Source organism: Paracoccus haeundaensis (assembly GCF_006239215.1).
GTDB classification, from domain to species: domain Bacteria; phylum Pseudomonadota; class Alphaproteobacteria; order Rhodobacterales; family Rhodobacteraceae; genus Paracoccus; species Paracoccus marcusii.
This window is the reverse complement of sequence record NZ_VDDC01000020.1, coordinates 18,382-33,982: the sequence shown is the minus strand read 5'-3', so window position 1 is coordinate 33,982 and position 15,601 is coordinate 18,382. Positions and strand designations below refer to the sequence as shown.

Genomic DNA, 15,601 nt, shown 5'->3' with positions numbered 1-15,601 from the left:
ATGTCCGAAGATCTGATGACCATCCGCCAGATGTGCGACGCCTTTGACGTGACCCCGCGCACGCTGCGGTTCTACGAGGCACGAGAGCTGATCTTTCCCCAGCGCCGCGGCCAGCACCGGCTGTATGACCGACGCGACCGGGCCCGGCTGATCCTGATCCTGCGCGGCAAGCGCTTCGGGTTCAGCCTGGAACAGATCCGCCAGCTGCTGCAGCTGTACGAACCCGGCGGCACGAACCGCGCGCAGATCGCGGCCACGATCGATGTCGGCCGCGACCGCCTGGCGGACATGGAACGGCAATATGCCGAACTGAGCGAGGCGATCGCCGACCTTCGCCAGCAGATCTCGGATGCCGAGGGCCGGCTTTCCGCAGCCCCCACAGAACAGCCGTAAAGGATCCCGACATGCCTTCGTACACGCCCCCGATCCGCGACCTGCAGTTCGTCCTGCACGACGTTCTGAAGCTGTCGCAATCCGACCTGCCCGGCCATGACGAACTGGCCCCCGACTTTACCGAGGCCGTGCTGGAAGCCGCAGGCAAGCTGTCCGCCGAGGTGCTGGCGCCCCTGAACCTGTCCGGCGACCAGGAGGGCTGCGTTCTGGAGAATGGCGTCGTGCGCACGCCCAAGGGCTTCCGCGAGGCGTTCGAGCAGGTCAAGGAGGGCGGTTGGACCGCGCTGGACTGCGACCCCGAATACGGTGGCCAGGGCATGCCCTACACAATGGGCGTGGCCACCGGAGAGATGTTCGTGTCGGCCAACATGGCCTTCAACATGTACCAGGGCCTGACCCACGGCGCCTATTCTGCGATCCACGCTCACGGCACCGACGACCAGAAGCAGACCTATCTGCCCAAGATGGTCAGCTGCGACTGGACCGGCACAATGAACCTGACGGAACCGCATTGCGGCACCGATCTGGGCCTGCTGCGCACCAAGGCGGAACCGCAGGATGACGGCAGCTATCTGATCACGGGCCAGAAGATCTTCATTTCGGCCGGTGATCACGACATGGCCGAGAACGTCGTCCACCTGGTCCTGGCCAAGGCACCCGGCGGCGGCGAGGGCACCAAGGGCATCAGCCTGTTCATCGTGCCGAAGTTCCTGGTGAACGCGGACGGCTCTCTGGGCGATCGCAACGGCGTGTCGGTGGGCGCGCTGGAGCACAAGATGGGCATCCACGGCAACGCGACCTGCGTGATGAACTATGACGGCGCGAAAGGCTGGCTGCTGGGAGACCTGCACAAGGGCATGCGCGCCATGTTCACCATGATGAACGAGGCGCGTCTGGGCGTCGGCCTGCAGGGCTATGCCGCGGCGGTGCCCGCCTATCAGAACGCTTTGGCCTATGCCAAGGACCGCCTGCAGGGCCGTGCGGTGACCGGCGCGCAGAATCCGCAGGGCGCCGCCGATCCGCTGATCGTGCACCCCGACATCCGCCGCAGCCTGCTGGACCAGAAGAGCTTTATCGAGGGTGCTCGCGCGCTGGCGCTGTGGGGCGCGCATCTGATCGACCGCGGCCACCTGGCCGGCGACAAGGACGCCGAGGGGCTGGTGTCGCTGATGACCCCGGTCATCAAGGGCTTTCTGACCGACAAGGGCTTCGAGGCGACGGTCCTGGCCCAGCAGGTCTTCGGCGGCCACGGCTATGTCGAGGAATGGGGCATGAGCCAGTTCGTCCGCGATGCCCGCATCACCATGATCTACGAAGGTGCGAACGGCGTGCAGGCGCTGGACCTGGTCGGCCGCAAGCTGGCCCAGGATGGCGGCAAGCATGTGATGGCCTTCTTCGACATGGTCAAATCGTTCTGCAAGGAACAGTCCGGCAATCAGGCACTGGCCGGCGACTTCATCGAACCGCTGAAGGCCGCGTCCAAGGACCTGCAGGCGGCATCCATGTTCTTCATGGAACGCGGCATGAAGAACCCGAACGATGCGCTGTCGGGCAGCTACGACTTCATGCACCTGTTTGGTCACGTAACCCTTGGTTACATGTGGGCCCGGATGGCGGTCGCCGCACAGGCGGCGCTGGATGCGGGCACCGCGGACCCGGCGTTCCACAAGACCAAGCTGGCAACCGGCCGCTACTACATGAAACGGCAGCTGCCGATGACCGCCACGCATCTGGCCCGCATCCAATCCGGAGCAGCCACGGTGATGGAGCTGGAGGCAGAAGCCTTCTGATCCGGCAGCAAGGGCGGAGAGGTCGGATTGGGTATTTTTGCAAAGAAGAAGCAGGATGCGCCCCGACCTCTCCCGATTGTTGTCGGGTCAGGCGTTGTCGGCCCACAGGCCGGGGCGACTTCTCCTTTGGCGGTCATCGGCTCCCCACCCTGTACCGCAGGACCAGACTAATGCCGCTCAGTTGAAGAAGTGGTTAACGCCGCTTCTTCTTTGCCCAAATACCCTGCGGGGGGTCCGGGGGCGCGCAGCCCCCGGCGTCGAGGAGGAAAGATGACCGCGCAACTCTGGTGCTTTGGCGAATCCGGGAACGCCTACAAACCGGCCCTGACGATGCAAGTGGCGGGTTATGACTGGCAGCCCGTCTACGTCGACTTCTTTAACGGAGAGGGGCGCAGCCCCGCATTTCGGGCGTTGAACCCGATGGGCGAGGTCCCGGTGTTCCGTGAGGGCGATGTGACCCTGACCCAATCGGCCGTCATCCAGCTGCACGTCGCGGAACGCACCGGCAGGTTCCTGGGCAGCGACCGCAACGAGACGCTGCGCTGGCTGATGTTTGACAACCACAAGGTCTCGGGCCAGGCGGGACCGGCGCGGTTCCTGTTGAACTTCCTGCCCGCGGACAAGCGTCCGGCAGGAGCCGCGGAATACCTGCAGGGACGGCTGAAAGGGGCCTATCAGGTGCTGGAAGCGCATCTGGCTGACCGCGACTGGGTCGCACCCGGCGGCCCGACCATCGCCGATTTCGCGCTGTGCGGTTACCTGTACTATCCCGAGCCCTTCGGCTTTGACCGCAAGGATTGGCCCCATATCGATCGCTGGCTGGACGGCATCGCCGCGCTGCCCGGCTGGAAACACCCATATGATCTGATGCCCGGCAACCCATCCGACCGGGCGCCCAAGGAGGACACATGACCGACGCATTCATCTATGACGCCGCCCGCACGCCGCGCGGCAAGGGCCGCCCCGATGGCAGCCTGCACGAGGTCACCTCGCTGGCGCTGTCGGCGCGCCTGCTGAACGCCGTCAAGGACCGCAATGGGCTGGAAGGCCACGCGGTCGAGGATGTCATCTGGGGCAACGTGACCCAGGTCAAGGAACAGGGCGGCTGCCTGGCGCGCAGCGCCGTGCTGGCATCGGACCTGGACCAGAGCATTCCCGGCCTGTCGATCAACCGCTTTTGCGCATCCGGCATGGAGGCCGTGAACCTGGCCGCCAACCAGATCAAGGGCGGCGCGGGCCAGGCCTATATCGCCGGCGGGGTCGAGATGATGGGCCGCGTTGCCATGGGCAGCGACGGGGCGGCCATCGCGGTCGATCCGGGACTGGCCATGCGGTCCTATTTCGTACCGCAGGGGATCAGCGCCGACATCATCGCGACCGAATACGGCTTCAGCCGCGCGGATGCCGATGCGCTGGCGCTGGAAAGCCAGCGCCGCGCGGCGCAGGCCTGGGCCGAGAACCGCTTTGCCAAATCCATCGTCCCGGTGCTGGACCAAAACGGCCTGACCATCCTGGACCGCGACGAATACATGCGCCCCGGCACCACGGCGGACGATCTGGCCAAGCTGCGCCCGGCCTTCAAGGAGATGGGCGAGATGATGCCCGGCTTTGACAAGGTCGCGATGCTGAAATACCCGCACCTGACCCATGTCGATCACATCCACCATGCCGGCAACAGCAGCGGCATCGTCGACGGCGCCGCGGCCGTGCTGATCGGCAACGCGGAATTCGGGCAGGCGCATGGCCTGAAGCCCCGCGCGCGCATCCGCGCCACCGCCAAGATCGGCACCGACCCCACGATCATGCTGACCGGCCCGGTTCCCGTGACCGAGAAGATCCTGAAGGACAGCGGCCTGTCCATCGGCGACATCGACCTTTTCGAGGTGAACGAGGCCTTCGCATCCGTGGTGCTGCGCTTCATGCAGGCTTTCGACGTGGACCATTCCAAGGTCAACGTGAACGGCGGCGCCATCGCCATGGGCCACCCCCTGGGCGCGACCGGCGCGATCATCATCGGCACCCTGCTGGACGAGCTTGAGCGGCAGGACAAGACCATGGGTCTGGCGACCCTGTGCATCGCGTCCGGCATGGGCGCGGCCACCATCATCGAACGCGTGTGAGGAGCCCGGACATGACCGATTTCACGATGGAAAAAGGCGCCGAGGGCGTCGCGGTGATCACCTGGGACGTGCCGGGCAAGTCGATGAACGTGCTGTCGATGGACGGTGCGACCACCCTGAACGGGCTGATCGACGACGCACTGGCCGACGATGCCGTCAAGGGCATCGTCATCACCAGCGGCAAGAAGGACTTTGCCGCCGGGATGGACCTGAAAGTCATCGCGGGCATGAAGGACGCGAACGGCGCGCAGGGCGTGTTCGACGGCGTGATGACGCTGCACCGTCTGCTGCGCAAGATCGAGCTGGCGGGCATGGACCCCAAGACCAAGAAGGGCGGCAAGCCGATCGCCAGCGCCCTGCCCGGCACCGCGCTTGGCATCGGGCTGGAACTGCCGCTGGCCACGCATCGCATCTTTGCGGCCGACAATGCCAAGGCCAAGATCGGCCTGCCCGAGATCATGGTCGGCATCTTTCCCGGCGCCGGCGGCACCACCCGCCTGACGCGCAAGCTGGGCGCCATGATGGCCGCACCCTTCCTGCTGGAGGGCAAGCTGTCGGACCCCAAGAAGGCGAAATCGGCCGGGCTGATCGACGAGGTCGTCGAAGACCCACTGGCCGCCGCAAAGGCCTGGGTGCTGGAGGCCAAGGAGGCCGACCTGGTCAAGCCGTGGGACGCCAAGGGTTACAAGATGCCGGGCGGAGAGCCGTTCCACCCGGCGGGCTTCATGACCTTCGTGGGCGCATCCGCGATGGTGCACGGCAAGACGATGGGCGTCTATCCGGCGGCCAAGGCGCTGCTGTCGGCGGTCTATGAGGGGTCGATGGTGCCGTTCGACCAGGCGCTGAAGATCGAGGCGCGCTGGTTCACCAACGTGCTGATGAACCCTTCGTCCACCGCAATGATCCGCAGCCTGTTCATTAACAAGGAAGCCCTTGAGAAGGGCGCGAACCGCCCCGAGGCCCCCGACCAGACCGTCCGCAAGGTCGGCATCCTGGGTGCGGGCATGATGGGCGCGGGCATCGCCTATGTCAGCGCCATGGCCGGGATCGAGGTCGTGCTGATCGACGCGGCCCAGGACAGCGCCGACCGCGGCAAGGCCTATTCCACGGGCCTTCTGGACAAGGCCATCAGCCGCAAGAAGTCGACCGAGGAGAAGAAGGCCGAGGTTCTGGCCCGCATCACCGCGACCACGGATTACGCGGCCCTGCAGGGTTGCGACCTGATCGTCGAGGCGGTCTTCGAGGACCCCTCGGTCAAGGCCGAGGTCACGAAGAAGGCCGAGGCGGTGATCCCGTCGGGTGCGATCTTCGCCACCAACACCTCGACCCTGCCGATCAGCGATCTGGCGCGTGCCAGCGCGCGCCCCGAACAGTTCATCGGCATCCACTTCTTCAGCCCGGTCGACAAGATGCTGCTGGTCGAGATCATCAAGGGCCAGGAAACCGGTCCCGTGGCGGTCGCCAAGGCGCTAGATTTCGTGCGCCAGATCCGCAAGACCCCCATCGTCGTGAACGACGAACGGTTCTTCTATGCCAACCGCTGCATCATCCCCTATATCAACGAAGGCATCCGCATGGTGGCCGAGGGCGTGAACCCCACGCTGGTGGAAAACGCCGCCAAGATGATGGGCATGCCCCTGGGTCCGCTGCAGCTGGTCGACGAGACCTCGATCGACCTGGGCGTCAAGATCGCCAAGGCGACCAAGGCCGCGATGGGCGACGCCTATCCCGACGGCGCGGTCGACGACGTGCTGTTCTGGATGGCCGACCAGGGCCGGATGGGACGCAAGGGCGGCGCGGGCTTCTATGCCTATGAGGACGGCAAGCGGCAGGGCCTGTGGGAGGGTCTGGACGCGCAGTACCCGCGCAGCGCCGATCAGCCCGACCTGCACGAGATCCAGCACCGCCTGATGTTCGCCCAGAGCCTGGAGGCGGTGCGCGCGCTGGAGGACGGCGTGCTGGAGGATATCCGCGAAGGCGATGTGGGCGCCATCCTGGGCTGGGGCTTTGCGCCCTGGTCGGGCGGTCCCTTCGGCTGGCTGGACATCCTGGGCGCGCAGAAGGCGGTCGAGATCTGCGACCGGCTGGAGGCCGCGCACGGTGCCCGCTTCAAGGCGCCGCAGATGCTGCGCGACATGGCCGCCAGGGGCGACAGCTTCTACGGGCGCAAGGCCGCGGCCTGACACCCCCGGATGGGCCGCGCTTGTGGCCCATCCGCACCACCCGCTGTGTCCGCCCTGCCATGTGACGAAACTTTCCGGTCTGGCCGTCGTTGAAGCCGCGGAAATTAGTCATATGCTGCGACAACGGAACCGCCCGACGGGCGGATGGCCGACAAGGGGACATGCCGATGAGTGACGAGACGAAACGCCGCGCCGAAGCTGCCCAGGCCCAGATCGAGGCGATCGCCTCGGCCCCGCTGCCCGAGCCTGCTCCTGCGGCGCAGTCCCTGTCCGATGCCGACCCCGCCGTCCAGGCCCAGATCCGCGCCCGCATGGCCGAGATCGACCTGAAGGACAGCAACTCCATCCTCCGCTTCGGCACCCGTGCGCAGGCCGATCTGCAGCAGATCAGCCAGTCCATGCTGGCCGATGTCAAGGCCAAGGAGGTCGGCCCGGCCGGCGACAGCCTGCGCGAGGTCGTGACCACGATCCGCGGATTCTCGACCAGCGAGCTGGACATGCGCCGCAGCCGCAGCTGGTGGGAAAGGCTTTTGGGCCGGTCGGCGCCCTTTGCCAAGTTCGTGGCGAATTATGAACAGGTCCAGACCCAGATCGACCGCATCACGGCCGAGCTGGAGGGGCACGAGCAGAAGCTGCTCAAGGACATCAAGTCGCTGGACATCCTGTATGACCGCACGCTGACCTTTTATGACGAGCTGGCCCTGTACATCGCCGCGGGCACCGAAAAGCTGGCCGAGCTGGACCGCGAGACTATCCCCGCCAAGGAGGCCGAACTGGCCGCAAAGGCGCAGCCCGACCAGGTGATCGAGGCACAGGAGCTGCGCGACCTGCGCACCCTGCGCGACGACCTGGAACGCCGCGTCCACGACCTGAAGCTGACGCGTCAGGTGACGATGCAGTCGCTGCCCTCGATCCGGCTGGTGCAGGAGAACGACAAGTCGCTGGTCACCAAGATCAACTCGACCCTGGTGAACACGGTGCCCCTGTGGGAGACGCAGCTGGCCCAGGCCGTCACCATCCAGCGCAGCGCCGAGGCCGCCCGCGCGGTCAAGGAGGCCAACGACCTGACCAACGAGCTGCTGACGCGCAACGCCGACAACCTGCGCCAGGCGAACGCCCAGATCCGGGCCGAGACGGAACGCGGCGTCTTTGACATCAAGGCGGTACAGACCGCCAACGCCCAGCTGATCGCCACGATTGAGGACAGCCTGCGCATCGCCGACGAAGGTCGCTCGCGGCGCGCCTCGGCCGAGACCGAACTGGTGCGCATGGAGGCCGAACTGCGCGATGCGCTGGCGGCGGCATCCTCGCGGCAGCCTGCGGCCGTCACCGGCCCCGGCGGGCGGCGCTGATGCGGCGCCTGGCTGCCCCCGCCTTGGGATTGGCGCTGCTGCTGGGCGGCTGCGCCCCCGACCCGTTCACGGACACGCCCGGCTCTCCGCGCCCGCAGGCACGTCCCGAGGCCGCCTCGGCCGCGCAAAGCCAAGCCGAGTTGCGCCGCGCTCGGGCCGAACGCAACCGCGCCGCAAATGCCGTCGCGCGCCAAGCCTCGGCCTCGCCCAGCCAAGCCAGCCAGTCGCAGCGCGACTATTATGCCGCGGCGGAACGGCGGCTGGTGGCGCAGGGTCGCCTGCGCCGCGACCGCACCCCGCTGGACGCGCCGATCGACGCCGAGATCCTGACCCGCAACTTCATCGACATCGCGCTGCGCGACGAATACAGCCAGACCAACGGCGGGCTGGTGTCGCAGTCCCGCGCGGCACCCCTGCGCCGCTGGCAGGGTCCGGTTCGGATGCAGCTGGAGTTCGGCGCCTCGACCGACATGGCCGCCCGCCCCGCCTGGCGGTCGGAGGTCGCGGATTTCGCGGGCCGCCTGTCGGACGCCACGCGCCATCCCGTGTCGCTGACGGCCGAGGGCGGCAACTTCACCATCCTGGTCCTGACCGAGGATGAGCGCCGGGCCATCGGCCCGCGCCTGGCCCAGCTTGTGCCGGGCATCCCGGCGCAGGACGTGTCCATCATGACGGACCTGCCCGCCGCGATCAGTTGCGCGGTCTTCGCCTATTCGCAGGGGGCGGCCGCCGACTATGCCCGCGCCGTGGCGGTGATCCGGGCCGAACTGCCGCCGCTGCTGCGCACGTCCTGCATCCACGAGGAGCTGGCGCAGGGAATGGGGCTGGCCAATGACAGCCCCGGCGCGCGTCCGTCGATCTTCAACGACGACGAGGAGTTCGCGCTGCTGACGCGCCATGACGAACTGCTGCTGCGGATCCTCTATGATCCCCGCCTGCGTCCCGGCATGTCCGAGGCGGAGGCCGCGCCCATCGTCCGCCGCATCGCGACCGAGCTGCTGGGCGAGAACGCTTGATCCCGTCCCCGGCCCGCCCCTAGAAAGGGGCGAGGTCAGCGGGAGGCACCTATGTCCATCTTCGACATCCTGGGCGGCGAATTCATCGAGATCATCGAATGGACGGCCGACGACCGCGACACGATGGTCTGGCGCTTCGACACGGTCGGGCGCGCGATCAAGTACGGCGCCAAGCTGACCGTCCGCGAGGGTCAGGCCGCCGTCTTTGTCCATGAGGGCCAGCTGGCCGACGTGTTCGGCCCCGGCCTGTACCTGCTGGAGACGAACAACCTGCCGGTGCTGACGCGCCTGCAGCACTGGGACCACGGCTTTCGCAGCCCCTTCAAGTCCGAGGTCTATTTCGTCAGCACGACCCGCTTCAACGATCTGAAATGGGGCACCCGCAACCCCATCATCGCCCGTGACCCCGAATTCGGCCCGGTCCGCCTGCGGGCCTTCGGCACCTATGCGATGCGGGTGAGCGACCCCGCCCGGTTCATGTCCGAGATCGTCGGCACCGATGGCGACTTCACCCGCGACGAGATCACCTTCCAGATCCGCAACGTGATCGTGCAGGAGTTTTCCCGCGCCATCGCCGCGTCGAACATTCCCGTTCTGGACATGGCCGCCAACACCGACCAGCTGGGCGCGCTGGTCGCCAAGGCCATCGCCCCGGTGATCGAGGCCTATGGCCTGGTCCTGCCGGAATTCTATATCGAGAACATCAGCCTGCCCGCCGAGGTCGAGGCGATGCTGGACAAGCGTACCAGCATGGGGATCATCGGCGATCTGGATCGTTTCGGCCAGTATGCCGCGTCCGAGGCCATGCTGGCGGCCGCGCGGAACGAGGGGGGCGCCGGTGCCGGCCTGGGCGCCGCGATGGGGGCCGCCATGGGCGCCACGATGCGCGGACCTTGGGGCGCCGTGCCCTCGGCCGCCCCGCAGCCCGCAGCGCCGCCTGCGGCCCCGCCGCCCCTGCCCGGCGGCACGGCACCACGCTGGCATGTGGCCATCGACGGCGCGGCCTCGGGGCCCTATGCGCAATCCGACCTGCCGCGGCTTGTGGCCGAGGGGCGCCTGACCCCTGCCACGCTGGTCTGGACCGAAGGGCAGGATGGCTGGCTGGAGGCCGGTCAGGTCCCGGCCTTGGCCGCCATCCTTGGTGCGACGCCGCCGCCCCTGCCGCGCTGAGGACCGGATGATCCCGGCCGAACACCGCTTTCCCTGCGGACAATGCGGGGCCAGCCTGACCTTTCGCCCCGGCCAGCAGGAGCTTGTCTGCGACTGGTGCGGCCACCGCCAGGCCATCGGCCCCGGCCCCGCCCGCGCGCCGGGGCGCAAGGCCGATGACAGCAGCGCCGACCCCGCCCTGCAATGGTCCGAGGGCCCGCGCGCGCCGGGCCCCGCGCTTCGCGAGATTCCCCTGGCCGAGGGGCTGGATCTGTCCCAGGGAGCCGCGGACATCGTGCAGACCGTCCGCACCCTGTCCTGTCCGAACTGCGGGGCACAGGTCGATCTGGACGCCGACCATCACGCCAGCGCCTGCCCCTTCTGCGCGACGCCGGTCGTCACCGACACCGGCCCCACCCGCCGCATCAAGCCGCAGGGGGTGATGCCCTTTACCCTGACCGAGGCGCAGGCCCGCGCCGCGATGAAGGCGTGGCTGGGCAGCCTGTGGTTTGCGCCCTCCGGCCTGACGGCCTATGCGCGCAAGGATCGGCGGCTGAGCGGGATCTATTCCCCCTTCTGGACCTTCGACGCCGACACGACGTCGCGCTATCGCGGCCAGCGGGGCGATGCGTATTACGTCATGGTGCAAAGCACCCAGACCGTGAACGGCCGGACGCAGACGGTCAGCCGCCAGGAACGCCGCATCCGCTGGACCCCGGTGTCGGGTCAGGTCGCGCGCCAGTTCAACGACGTGCTGATCCCCGCATCGACCGCGCTGCCGCCGCGCTTCTCCGAGGCGATGAAGCCCTGGGACCTGTCGGCCGTGGCGGAATACGACCCCCGCTTCCTGTCGGGGTTCGAGGCAGAGGGGTACACCGTCCCCCTGGCGGACGGTCACGGGGCTGCGCGCCAGCAGATGGCGCAGGTCATCCACCAGGACGCCCGCCGCAGCATCGGCAGCGCGGAACAGCGCGTCGATCACGTCGACAGCCGCTTCGTGAACGAGACCTTCAAGCACGTGCTGCTGCCGATCTGGGCGGCGGCCTATCGCTACAACGGCGCAAGCTACCGCTTCGTGGTCAATGGCCAGACCGGCAAGGTCATGGGCGAACGCCCGTATTCGGCATGGAAAATCGCCGGGGCCGTCGCCGTGGCACTGGTAGCGTTAGCAGCCATCCTGTATCTGACCCAATAGGGCCGAACCAAGGGGGACCGACCATGATCCTGTGCGCAGGCGAATCGCTGATCGACATGGTGCCGTCCGACGGCACCTTCCGCCCGCTGGCCGGCGGCGCGGTCTACAACACCGCCATCGCGCTTGGGCGGCTTGGCCAGGACACGGGCTATCTGTGGCCGATCAGCCGCGACCCCTTCGGCGACCAGATCCTGCGGCCGCTGGCCGAGGCCGGGGTGAACACCGACCTGTGCCCCCGCACCGACCGGCTGACCACGCTGGCGCTGGTGACGCTGACGAACGGCGAGGCGCGCTATTCCTTCTACGACGAGGGCTCCGCCGGGCGAATGCTGCTGCCCGAGGATATCGGGCCGCTGCCCGAGACAGTGACCGCGCTCTTCGCCGGCGGCATCAGCCTGGTGCCCGACCCCTGCGGCGGCACCATCGAGGCGCTGATCGCGCAGCATCACGACCGCCTGCCGGTGATGATCGATCCCAACATCCGGCCGTTCTTCATCACCGATGCGGGCGCCTATCGTGCGCGACTGGCGCGGCTGATGCCCATGGCCGACATCGTCAAGCTGTCGGCCGATGACCTGGAATGGCTGCACCCCGACCTGGCGCCCGAAGACGCCGCCCGCGCGGTACTGGCCACCGGCCCCAAGCTGGTCCTGCAGACCGGAGGAGAGGCCGGCGCCAAGGCGATCTGGGCCGGAGAGACAGTCCACGCCCCCGCCGTACGCGCCACCGTGGCCGACACGATCGGCGCGGGCGATACGTTCAATGCGGGCGTGCTGGCCTCGCTGGACCGCCAGGGCCTGCTGACCAAGGACGCCATCGCGGCGATCACCCCCGCCCAGATCCACGCGGCGCTGACGCTCGGCGCGCAGGCCGCCGCCGTCACCGTCTCGCGCCCCGGTGCCAACCCGCCCTGGTCACACGAAATGCCTGCCTGATCTGGGGGAGGGTCCGGGAGGGGCGCAGCCCGATCCCGGCGGGGGGTGCGGGGGGCTGGCCCCCCGCCCTTCCGTCGCGGGACGCAACGGGCTCAGTCCGCCGGGTGCCACCCGCCGCTGCGCGGCTCTTCGGGTTCGTCATCCTCGTCGGCCTCGGTGGCCGAGCCGGTGAACGCCTCGAACGCGCCCTTCTGCCGCGCGGTCCAGCGCAGATCCAGATGCAGCCCGTCCTCGCCTGCCTCCTCACGCTCGACCACGCCGGCCTCGTGCAGCCAGGCACGGCTGCGCCCATCGGCAAAATCCAGCACGACCTGCCCCTCCACGCGCGGCTCGTCCAGAACCTCGCCCAGCTGACGGTCGATGGCGGCGATCAGGTCGTCCAGCCCCTCGCCCGACAGGGCACTGACCGCCTGCACGCCCTCGGTGCGGGCATCGGTGCGACGCAAGGCCGCCCGGGTGTCGTCGCCCAGGGCGTCGATCTTGTTCCAGACCTCGATCGCGGCCACATCCTCGTCCACGCCCAGGCTGTCCAGGATCGCGGCCACGTCGTGGGCCTGCTCCTCGGTCTCGGGGTGGCTGATGTCGCGCACATGCAGGATCAGGTCGGCCTCCAGCACCTCCTCCAGCGTGGCGCGGAAGGCCGCGACCAGCTCGGTCGGCAGATCGCTGATGAAGCCCACCGTGTCCGATAGGATCACCTTGCGCCCCGAATTCGCGCCCTGCGCGTCAGGCAGGCGGATCGCCCGCATGGTCGGGTCCAGCGTCGCGAACAGCATGTCCTTGACGAACACGTCCGCCCCGGTCAGCCGGTTGAACAGCGTCGATTTCCCGGCGTTGGTGTATCCCACCAGCGCGACGATCGGATAGGGCACCTTCGCACGCGATGCGCGGTGCAGGCTGCGGGTCTTGACCACGCGGTCCAGCTGCCGGCGCAGGCGCGTCATCTGGTCGTCGATGGCGCGACGGTCGGCTTCGATCTGCGTCTCGCCGGGACCGCCCACGAAGCCCAACCCGCCGCGCTGACGCTCCAGGTGGGTCCAGGCACGAACCAGCCGCGTGCGCTGATAGGACAGCGCCGCCAGCTCGACCTGCAGCACGCCCTCGCGGGTGCGGGCGCGGTCAGCAAAGATCTCCAGGATCAGCCCGGTCCGGTCCAGAAGCTTGACGCCCCAGTCCTTCTCCAGGTTGCGCTGCTGGACCGGGGTCACCGGCCCGTCGATCAGCACCAGTTCGACTTCAAGCGCCTCAAGGCGCTCCTTGATCTCGGCCAGCTTGCCCTTGCCGAACAGCTTGCCCGCATTGGGCTCGCGCAGGTTGGCGACCTCGGATCCGACCATCTCGATGCCCGGCAGGGCCAGGGCCAGCGACACGGCCTCGGCCAACGCATGCTCGGGCTCGCGCCGTTGGGTGCGGGCGCGGCCCAGATCGGGGTGGATCACATAGGCGCGTGTCGGCTTGGCTGCGGTTTCCGTCAGTTCGGCCAATCAATCCTCGCCTTCGTACAGGGTAATGGGCTGGCCCGGCATGATCGTGCTGATCGCATGCTTGTAGACCAGTTGCGACTGTCCGTCGCGGCGCAGCAGGACGCAGAAGTTGTCGAACCAGGTGATGACGCCTTGCAGCTTGACACCGTTGATCAAAAAGATGGTGACGGGCACCTTGGCCTTGCGGACATGGTTCAGGAACGCATCCTGCAGGTTCTGCTTGTCGCCAGCCATTTGTTTATCGTCCGTTTTTCACTGTCCCTGTCCGTTCAACATCTAAGCCGATGCCCCACCCCATGCAAGCATGGCGGATTTCGCGAAAACGCGAAGGCAACATTTGGGCCACACCTAGCGGCGCCAGAACTCCGGAGAGAACAGCGCCAGCACCGCCAGCGTCTCGATCCGGCCCAGCACCATCGCGCAGGCCAGCACCGCCTTGGTGAAATCGGGCAGGCCCGACCAACCCTCCCACGGCGCGGAGGCGATGCCGGCAGTGCCTTCAAAGGCGGGCGTCAGGGGAATGGCGCTGGCCAGCGGGCCGGCATTGGTCAGCGCGGCGATGGACAGGATGGTCGCGGTCTCGAACTCGATGGCGTGGATGGACACCAAACTGACCACCAGCGCGATCGAAATCGCGAACAGCATGAAGAAGATGAAGGCCAGATAGGCGCCTTCGCGACGCAACCTGCGGGCGATTCGCCCGCCGCCGGACACGGAATGGGGGTGGATGATCCGCTCCATCTCGCGCTGGCCGTGGGTGGCCAGCGCATAGACGCGCAGCAGCTTGACGCCCCCCGCGGTCGTGGCGATCCCGCCCCCCATTAGTGCCAGCCCCGCCAGGACCAGTCCCGGCGCGTCCAGCCCCGACCAGGACCGCGCCCCCGCCCAGGCGACAGAGGTCCAGCCGGTCGTGGTCAGATAGCTCAGCGCGCTGAACATGCTGCCCCACATGGCCGACAGGGCGCGCCCGACCTCGGCCATGCCGGTCGGATCGGGGGGCGCCGAGCGGTCCACCTCGATCGCGCCCAGGAAATGGCGCAGGAACAGCATCACGCCCACCCCCAGGACCAGGCCCAGCGCCATGCGCAGTTCGGGGTCCTCGATCAGCCGCTCGGTCGCGCGCAGTTCCGCGCCCCCGGGCCAGAAGCGCCGTGACAGGGCGGGGATCAGGAAGATAAAGACCAGCATCTCTCCGGGAATGCCCGAAGCCTCACCCGACGGCCCGATCACCGGAGAGATGCCCGACGTCGACAGCGTCCCCATCGCCCGCGTCAGCGCCACGAAGGACGGATCGCCCAGCATCAGCAGCCCCACCCACAGCACCAGGGTGAAGCTCAGATAGAGCGGGCCCACCTGCAGGGCGGCGCGGCCCAGCCGGCTGGCAGGATCGGCCAGCTGCGTGTCGAAGCTGGGATCGGACAGGTGCAGGACCGGGCGGCGCGGCTGGTCCGACGGCGGCAGGTGCTCGCGGTATTCCTCGCGGCCATAGGGGTTCGACATGATCTCGAACCCGCCGACGCGCAGCGGCGCCAGGATCGCGACCGCCGCCACCAGCACGAAAAAGCCCCCCATCCAGCCCACCATCGACCGCCACAGATGCAGCGGCAGCGGCAGCAGGTCGGCCGAATAGAGCGACGCCCCGGTGGTGGTCAGCGACGACACCATCTCCCACCAGGCGTTGAAGAACCCCGTGTCGGGCTGGCTTTCCGCAAAGGGCACGGCCAGCAGCAGCGGCAGCAGCCCATAGACCCCCAGCATCAGCAGCAGCATCTCTCGCGCGGTCTGGCCGCGGGGGTTGGCCTGCGCCGCAAGCCCGATCAGCCCGCAGAATGTCAGCGTCAGCAGCGCCGCATAGAAGAAGTTGCGCGCGATGGCGGCATATCCCGTGACCGAGGCAAAGCCCGCGGGCGCCAGCATCAGCACCGCCGCCAGCCCGACCAGCAGCACCAGCAGCGGCATCCGCAAAAGAAAGCCCGTCATCCCC

The 15,601-nt window shown here is 68.0% G+C and carries 13 protein-coding genes; 10 read left to right on the top strand and 3 right to left on the bottom strand.

Features of this window, described 5'->3' with window-relative positions:
* The 10 genes from FHD67_RS11955 to FHD67_RS11910 all read left to right on the top strand — a co-directional run bounded on the left by FHD67_RS11955 (position 1) and on the right by FHD67_RS11910 (position 12,133).
* On the top strand, positions 1–393 hold the full coding sequence (locus tag FHD67_RS11955; RefSeq protein ID WP_045981991.1) for a MerR family transcriptional regulator: 393 nt from the start codon (positions 1–3) through the stop codon (positions 391–393).
* A gap of 11 nt (positions 394–404) precedes the next feature.
* Positions 405–2,183 carry an acyl-CoA dehydrogenase C-terminal domain-containing protein gene (locus FHD67_RS11950; RefSeq protein ID WP_046001103.1) on the top strand — a complete coding sequence of 593 codons (1,779 nt, stop codon included), beginning with the start codon at positions 405–407 and terminating at the stop codon, positions 2,181–2,183.
* A gap of 270 nt (positions 2,184–2,453) precedes the next feature.
* Complete coding sequence (locus FHD67_RS11945) at positions 2,454–3,095, top strand: glutathione S-transferase family protein (RefSeq protein ID WP_046001104.1); 642 nt, start codon at positions 2,454–2,456, stop codon at positions 3,093–3,095.
* Positions 3,092–4,303: an acetyl-CoA C-acetyltransferase gene (locus FHD67_RS11940; RefSeq protein ID WP_139598808.1), complete on the top strand. Its 1,212-nt coding sequence runs from the start codon at positions 3,092–3,094 to the stop codon at positions 4,301–4,303. The genes FHD67_RS11945 and FHD67_RS11940 overlap by 4 nt, the downstream gene beginning before the upstream one ends.
* Positions 4,304–4,314: 11 nt before the next feature.
* Positions 4,315–6,486: a 3-hydroxyacyl-CoA dehydrogenase NAD-binding domain-containing protein gene (locus tag FHD67_RS11935; protein ID WP_139598807.1), complete on the top strand. Its 2,172-nt coding sequence runs from the start codon at positions 4,315–4,317 to the stop codon at positions 6,484–6,486.
* Positions 6,487–6,653: 167 nt separating this feature from the next.
* The gene (locus FHD67_RS11930; RefSeq protein ID WP_046001107.1) at positions 6,654–7,838 is read left to right on the top strand and encodes a toxic anion resistance protein; all 1,185 of its coding nucleotides are present in this window, start codon (positions 6,654–6,656) and stop codon (positions 7,836–7,838) included.
* On the top strand, positions 7,838–8,854 hold the full coding sequence (locus tag FHD67_RS11925) for a DUF2927 domain-containing protein (protein WP_139598806.1): 1,017 nt from the start codon (positions 7,838–7,840) through the stop codon (positions 8,852–8,854). Before FHD67_RS11930 ends, FHD67_RS11925 begins: the two co-directional genes overlap by 1 nt.
* 51 nt (positions 8,855–8,905) lie before the next feature.
* Positions 8,906–10,024, top strand: coding sequence for an SPFH domain-containing protein (locus tag FHD67_RS11920; RefSeq protein ID WP_139598805.1), 1,119 nt, complete (start codon positions 8,906–8,908; stop codon positions 10,022–10,024).
* A 7-nt stretch (positions 10,025–10,031) separates the two neighbouring features.
* Positions 10,032–11,198, top strand: coding sequence for a TFIIB-type zinc ribbon-containing protein (locus tag FHD67_RS11915; RefSeq protein WP_139598804.1), 1,167 nt, complete (start codon positions 10,032–10,034; stop codon positions 11,196–11,198).
* A gap of 23 nt (positions 11,199–11,221) precedes the next feature.
* The gene (locus FHD67_RS11910; protein ID WP_139598803.1) at positions 11,222–12,133 is read left to right on the top strand and encodes a carbohydrate kinase family protein; all 912 of its coding nucleotides are present in this window, start codon (positions 11,222–11,224) and stop codon (positions 12,131–12,133) included.
* A gap of 92 nt (positions 12,134–12,225) precedes the next feature.
* Here FHD67_RS11910 and hflX read toward each other — a convergent pair whose 3' ends face one another.
* From hflX to FHD67_RS11895, 3 genes are all read right to left on the bottom strand, one after another.
* Positions 12,226–13,617, bottom strand: coding sequence for a GTPase HflX (gene hflX, locus FHD67_RS11905; RefSeq protein ID WP_084693860.1), 1,392 nt, complete (start codon positions 13,615–13,617; stop codon positions 12,226–12,228).
* Complete coding sequence (hfq, locus tag FHD67_RS11900; RefSeq protein ID WP_042250201.1) at positions 13,618–13,851, bottom strand: RNA chaperone Hfq; 234 nt, start codon at positions 13,849–13,851, stop codon at positions 13,618–13,620. It lies immediately after the preceding gene.
* Positions 13,852–13,965: 114 nt separating this feature from the next.
* Positions 13,966–15,597: a TrkH family potassium uptake protein gene (locus FHD67_RS11895; protein ID WP_139598802.1), complete on the bottom strand. Its 1,632-nt coding sequence runs from the start codon at positions 15,595–15,597 to the stop codon at positions 13,966–13,968.
* Positions 15,598–15,601: the final 4 nt, after the last annotated feature.

Excerpts from the sequence above, each read along its gene's own strand:
- FHD67_RS11940 (WP_139598808.1), top strand. The coding sequence starts at position 3,092 with ATGACCGACGCATTCATCTATGACGCCGCCCGCACGCCGCGCGGCAAG.
- FHD67_RS11915 (WP_139598804.1), top strand. The coding sequence starts at position 10,032 with ATGATCCCGGCCGAACACCGCTTTCCCTGCGGACAATGCGGGGCCAGC.
- FHD67_RS11955 (WP_045981991.1), top strand. The coding sequence starts at position 1 with ATGTCCGAAGATCTGATGACCATCCGCCAGATGTGCGACGCCTTTGAC.
- FHD67_RS11935 (WP_139598807.1), top strand. The coding sequence starts at position 4,315 with ATGACCGATTTCACGATGGAAAAAGGCGCCGAGGGCGTCGCGGTGATC.
- FHD67_RS11920 (WP_139598805.1), top strand. The coding sequence starts at position 8,906 with ATGTCCATCTTCGACATCCTGGGCGGCGAATTCATCGAGATCATCGAA.
- FHD67_RS11895 (WP_139598802.1), bottom strand. The coding sequence starts at position 15,597 with ATGACGGGCTTTCTTTTGCGGATGCCGCTGCTGGTGCTGCTGGTCGGG.
- FHD67_RS11925 (WP_139598806.1), top strand. The coding sequence starts at position 7,838 with ATGCGGCGCCTGGCTGCCCCCGCCTTGGGATTGGCGCTGCTGCTGGGC.
- FHD67_RS11945 (WP_046001104.1), top strand. The coding sequence starts at position 2,454 with ATGACCGCGCAACTCTGGTGCTTTGGCGAATCCGGGAACGCCTACAAA.
- hfq (WP_042250201.1), bottom strand. The coding sequence starts at position 13,851 with ATGGCTGGCGACAAGCAGAACCTGCAGGATGCGTTCCTGAACCATGTC.
- FHD67_RS11930 (WP_046001107.1), top strand. The coding sequence starts at position 6,654 with ATGAGTGACGAGACGAAACGCCGCGCCGAAGCTGCCCAGGCCCAGATC.
- FHD67_RS11950 (WP_046001103.1), top strand. The coding sequence starts at position 405 with ATGCCTTCGTACACGCCCCCGATCCGCGACCTGCAGTTCGTCCTGCAC.
- FHD67_RS11910 (WP_139598803.1), top strand. The coding sequence starts at position 11,222 with ATGATCCTGTGCGCAGGCGAATCGCTGATCGACATGGTGCCGTCCGAC.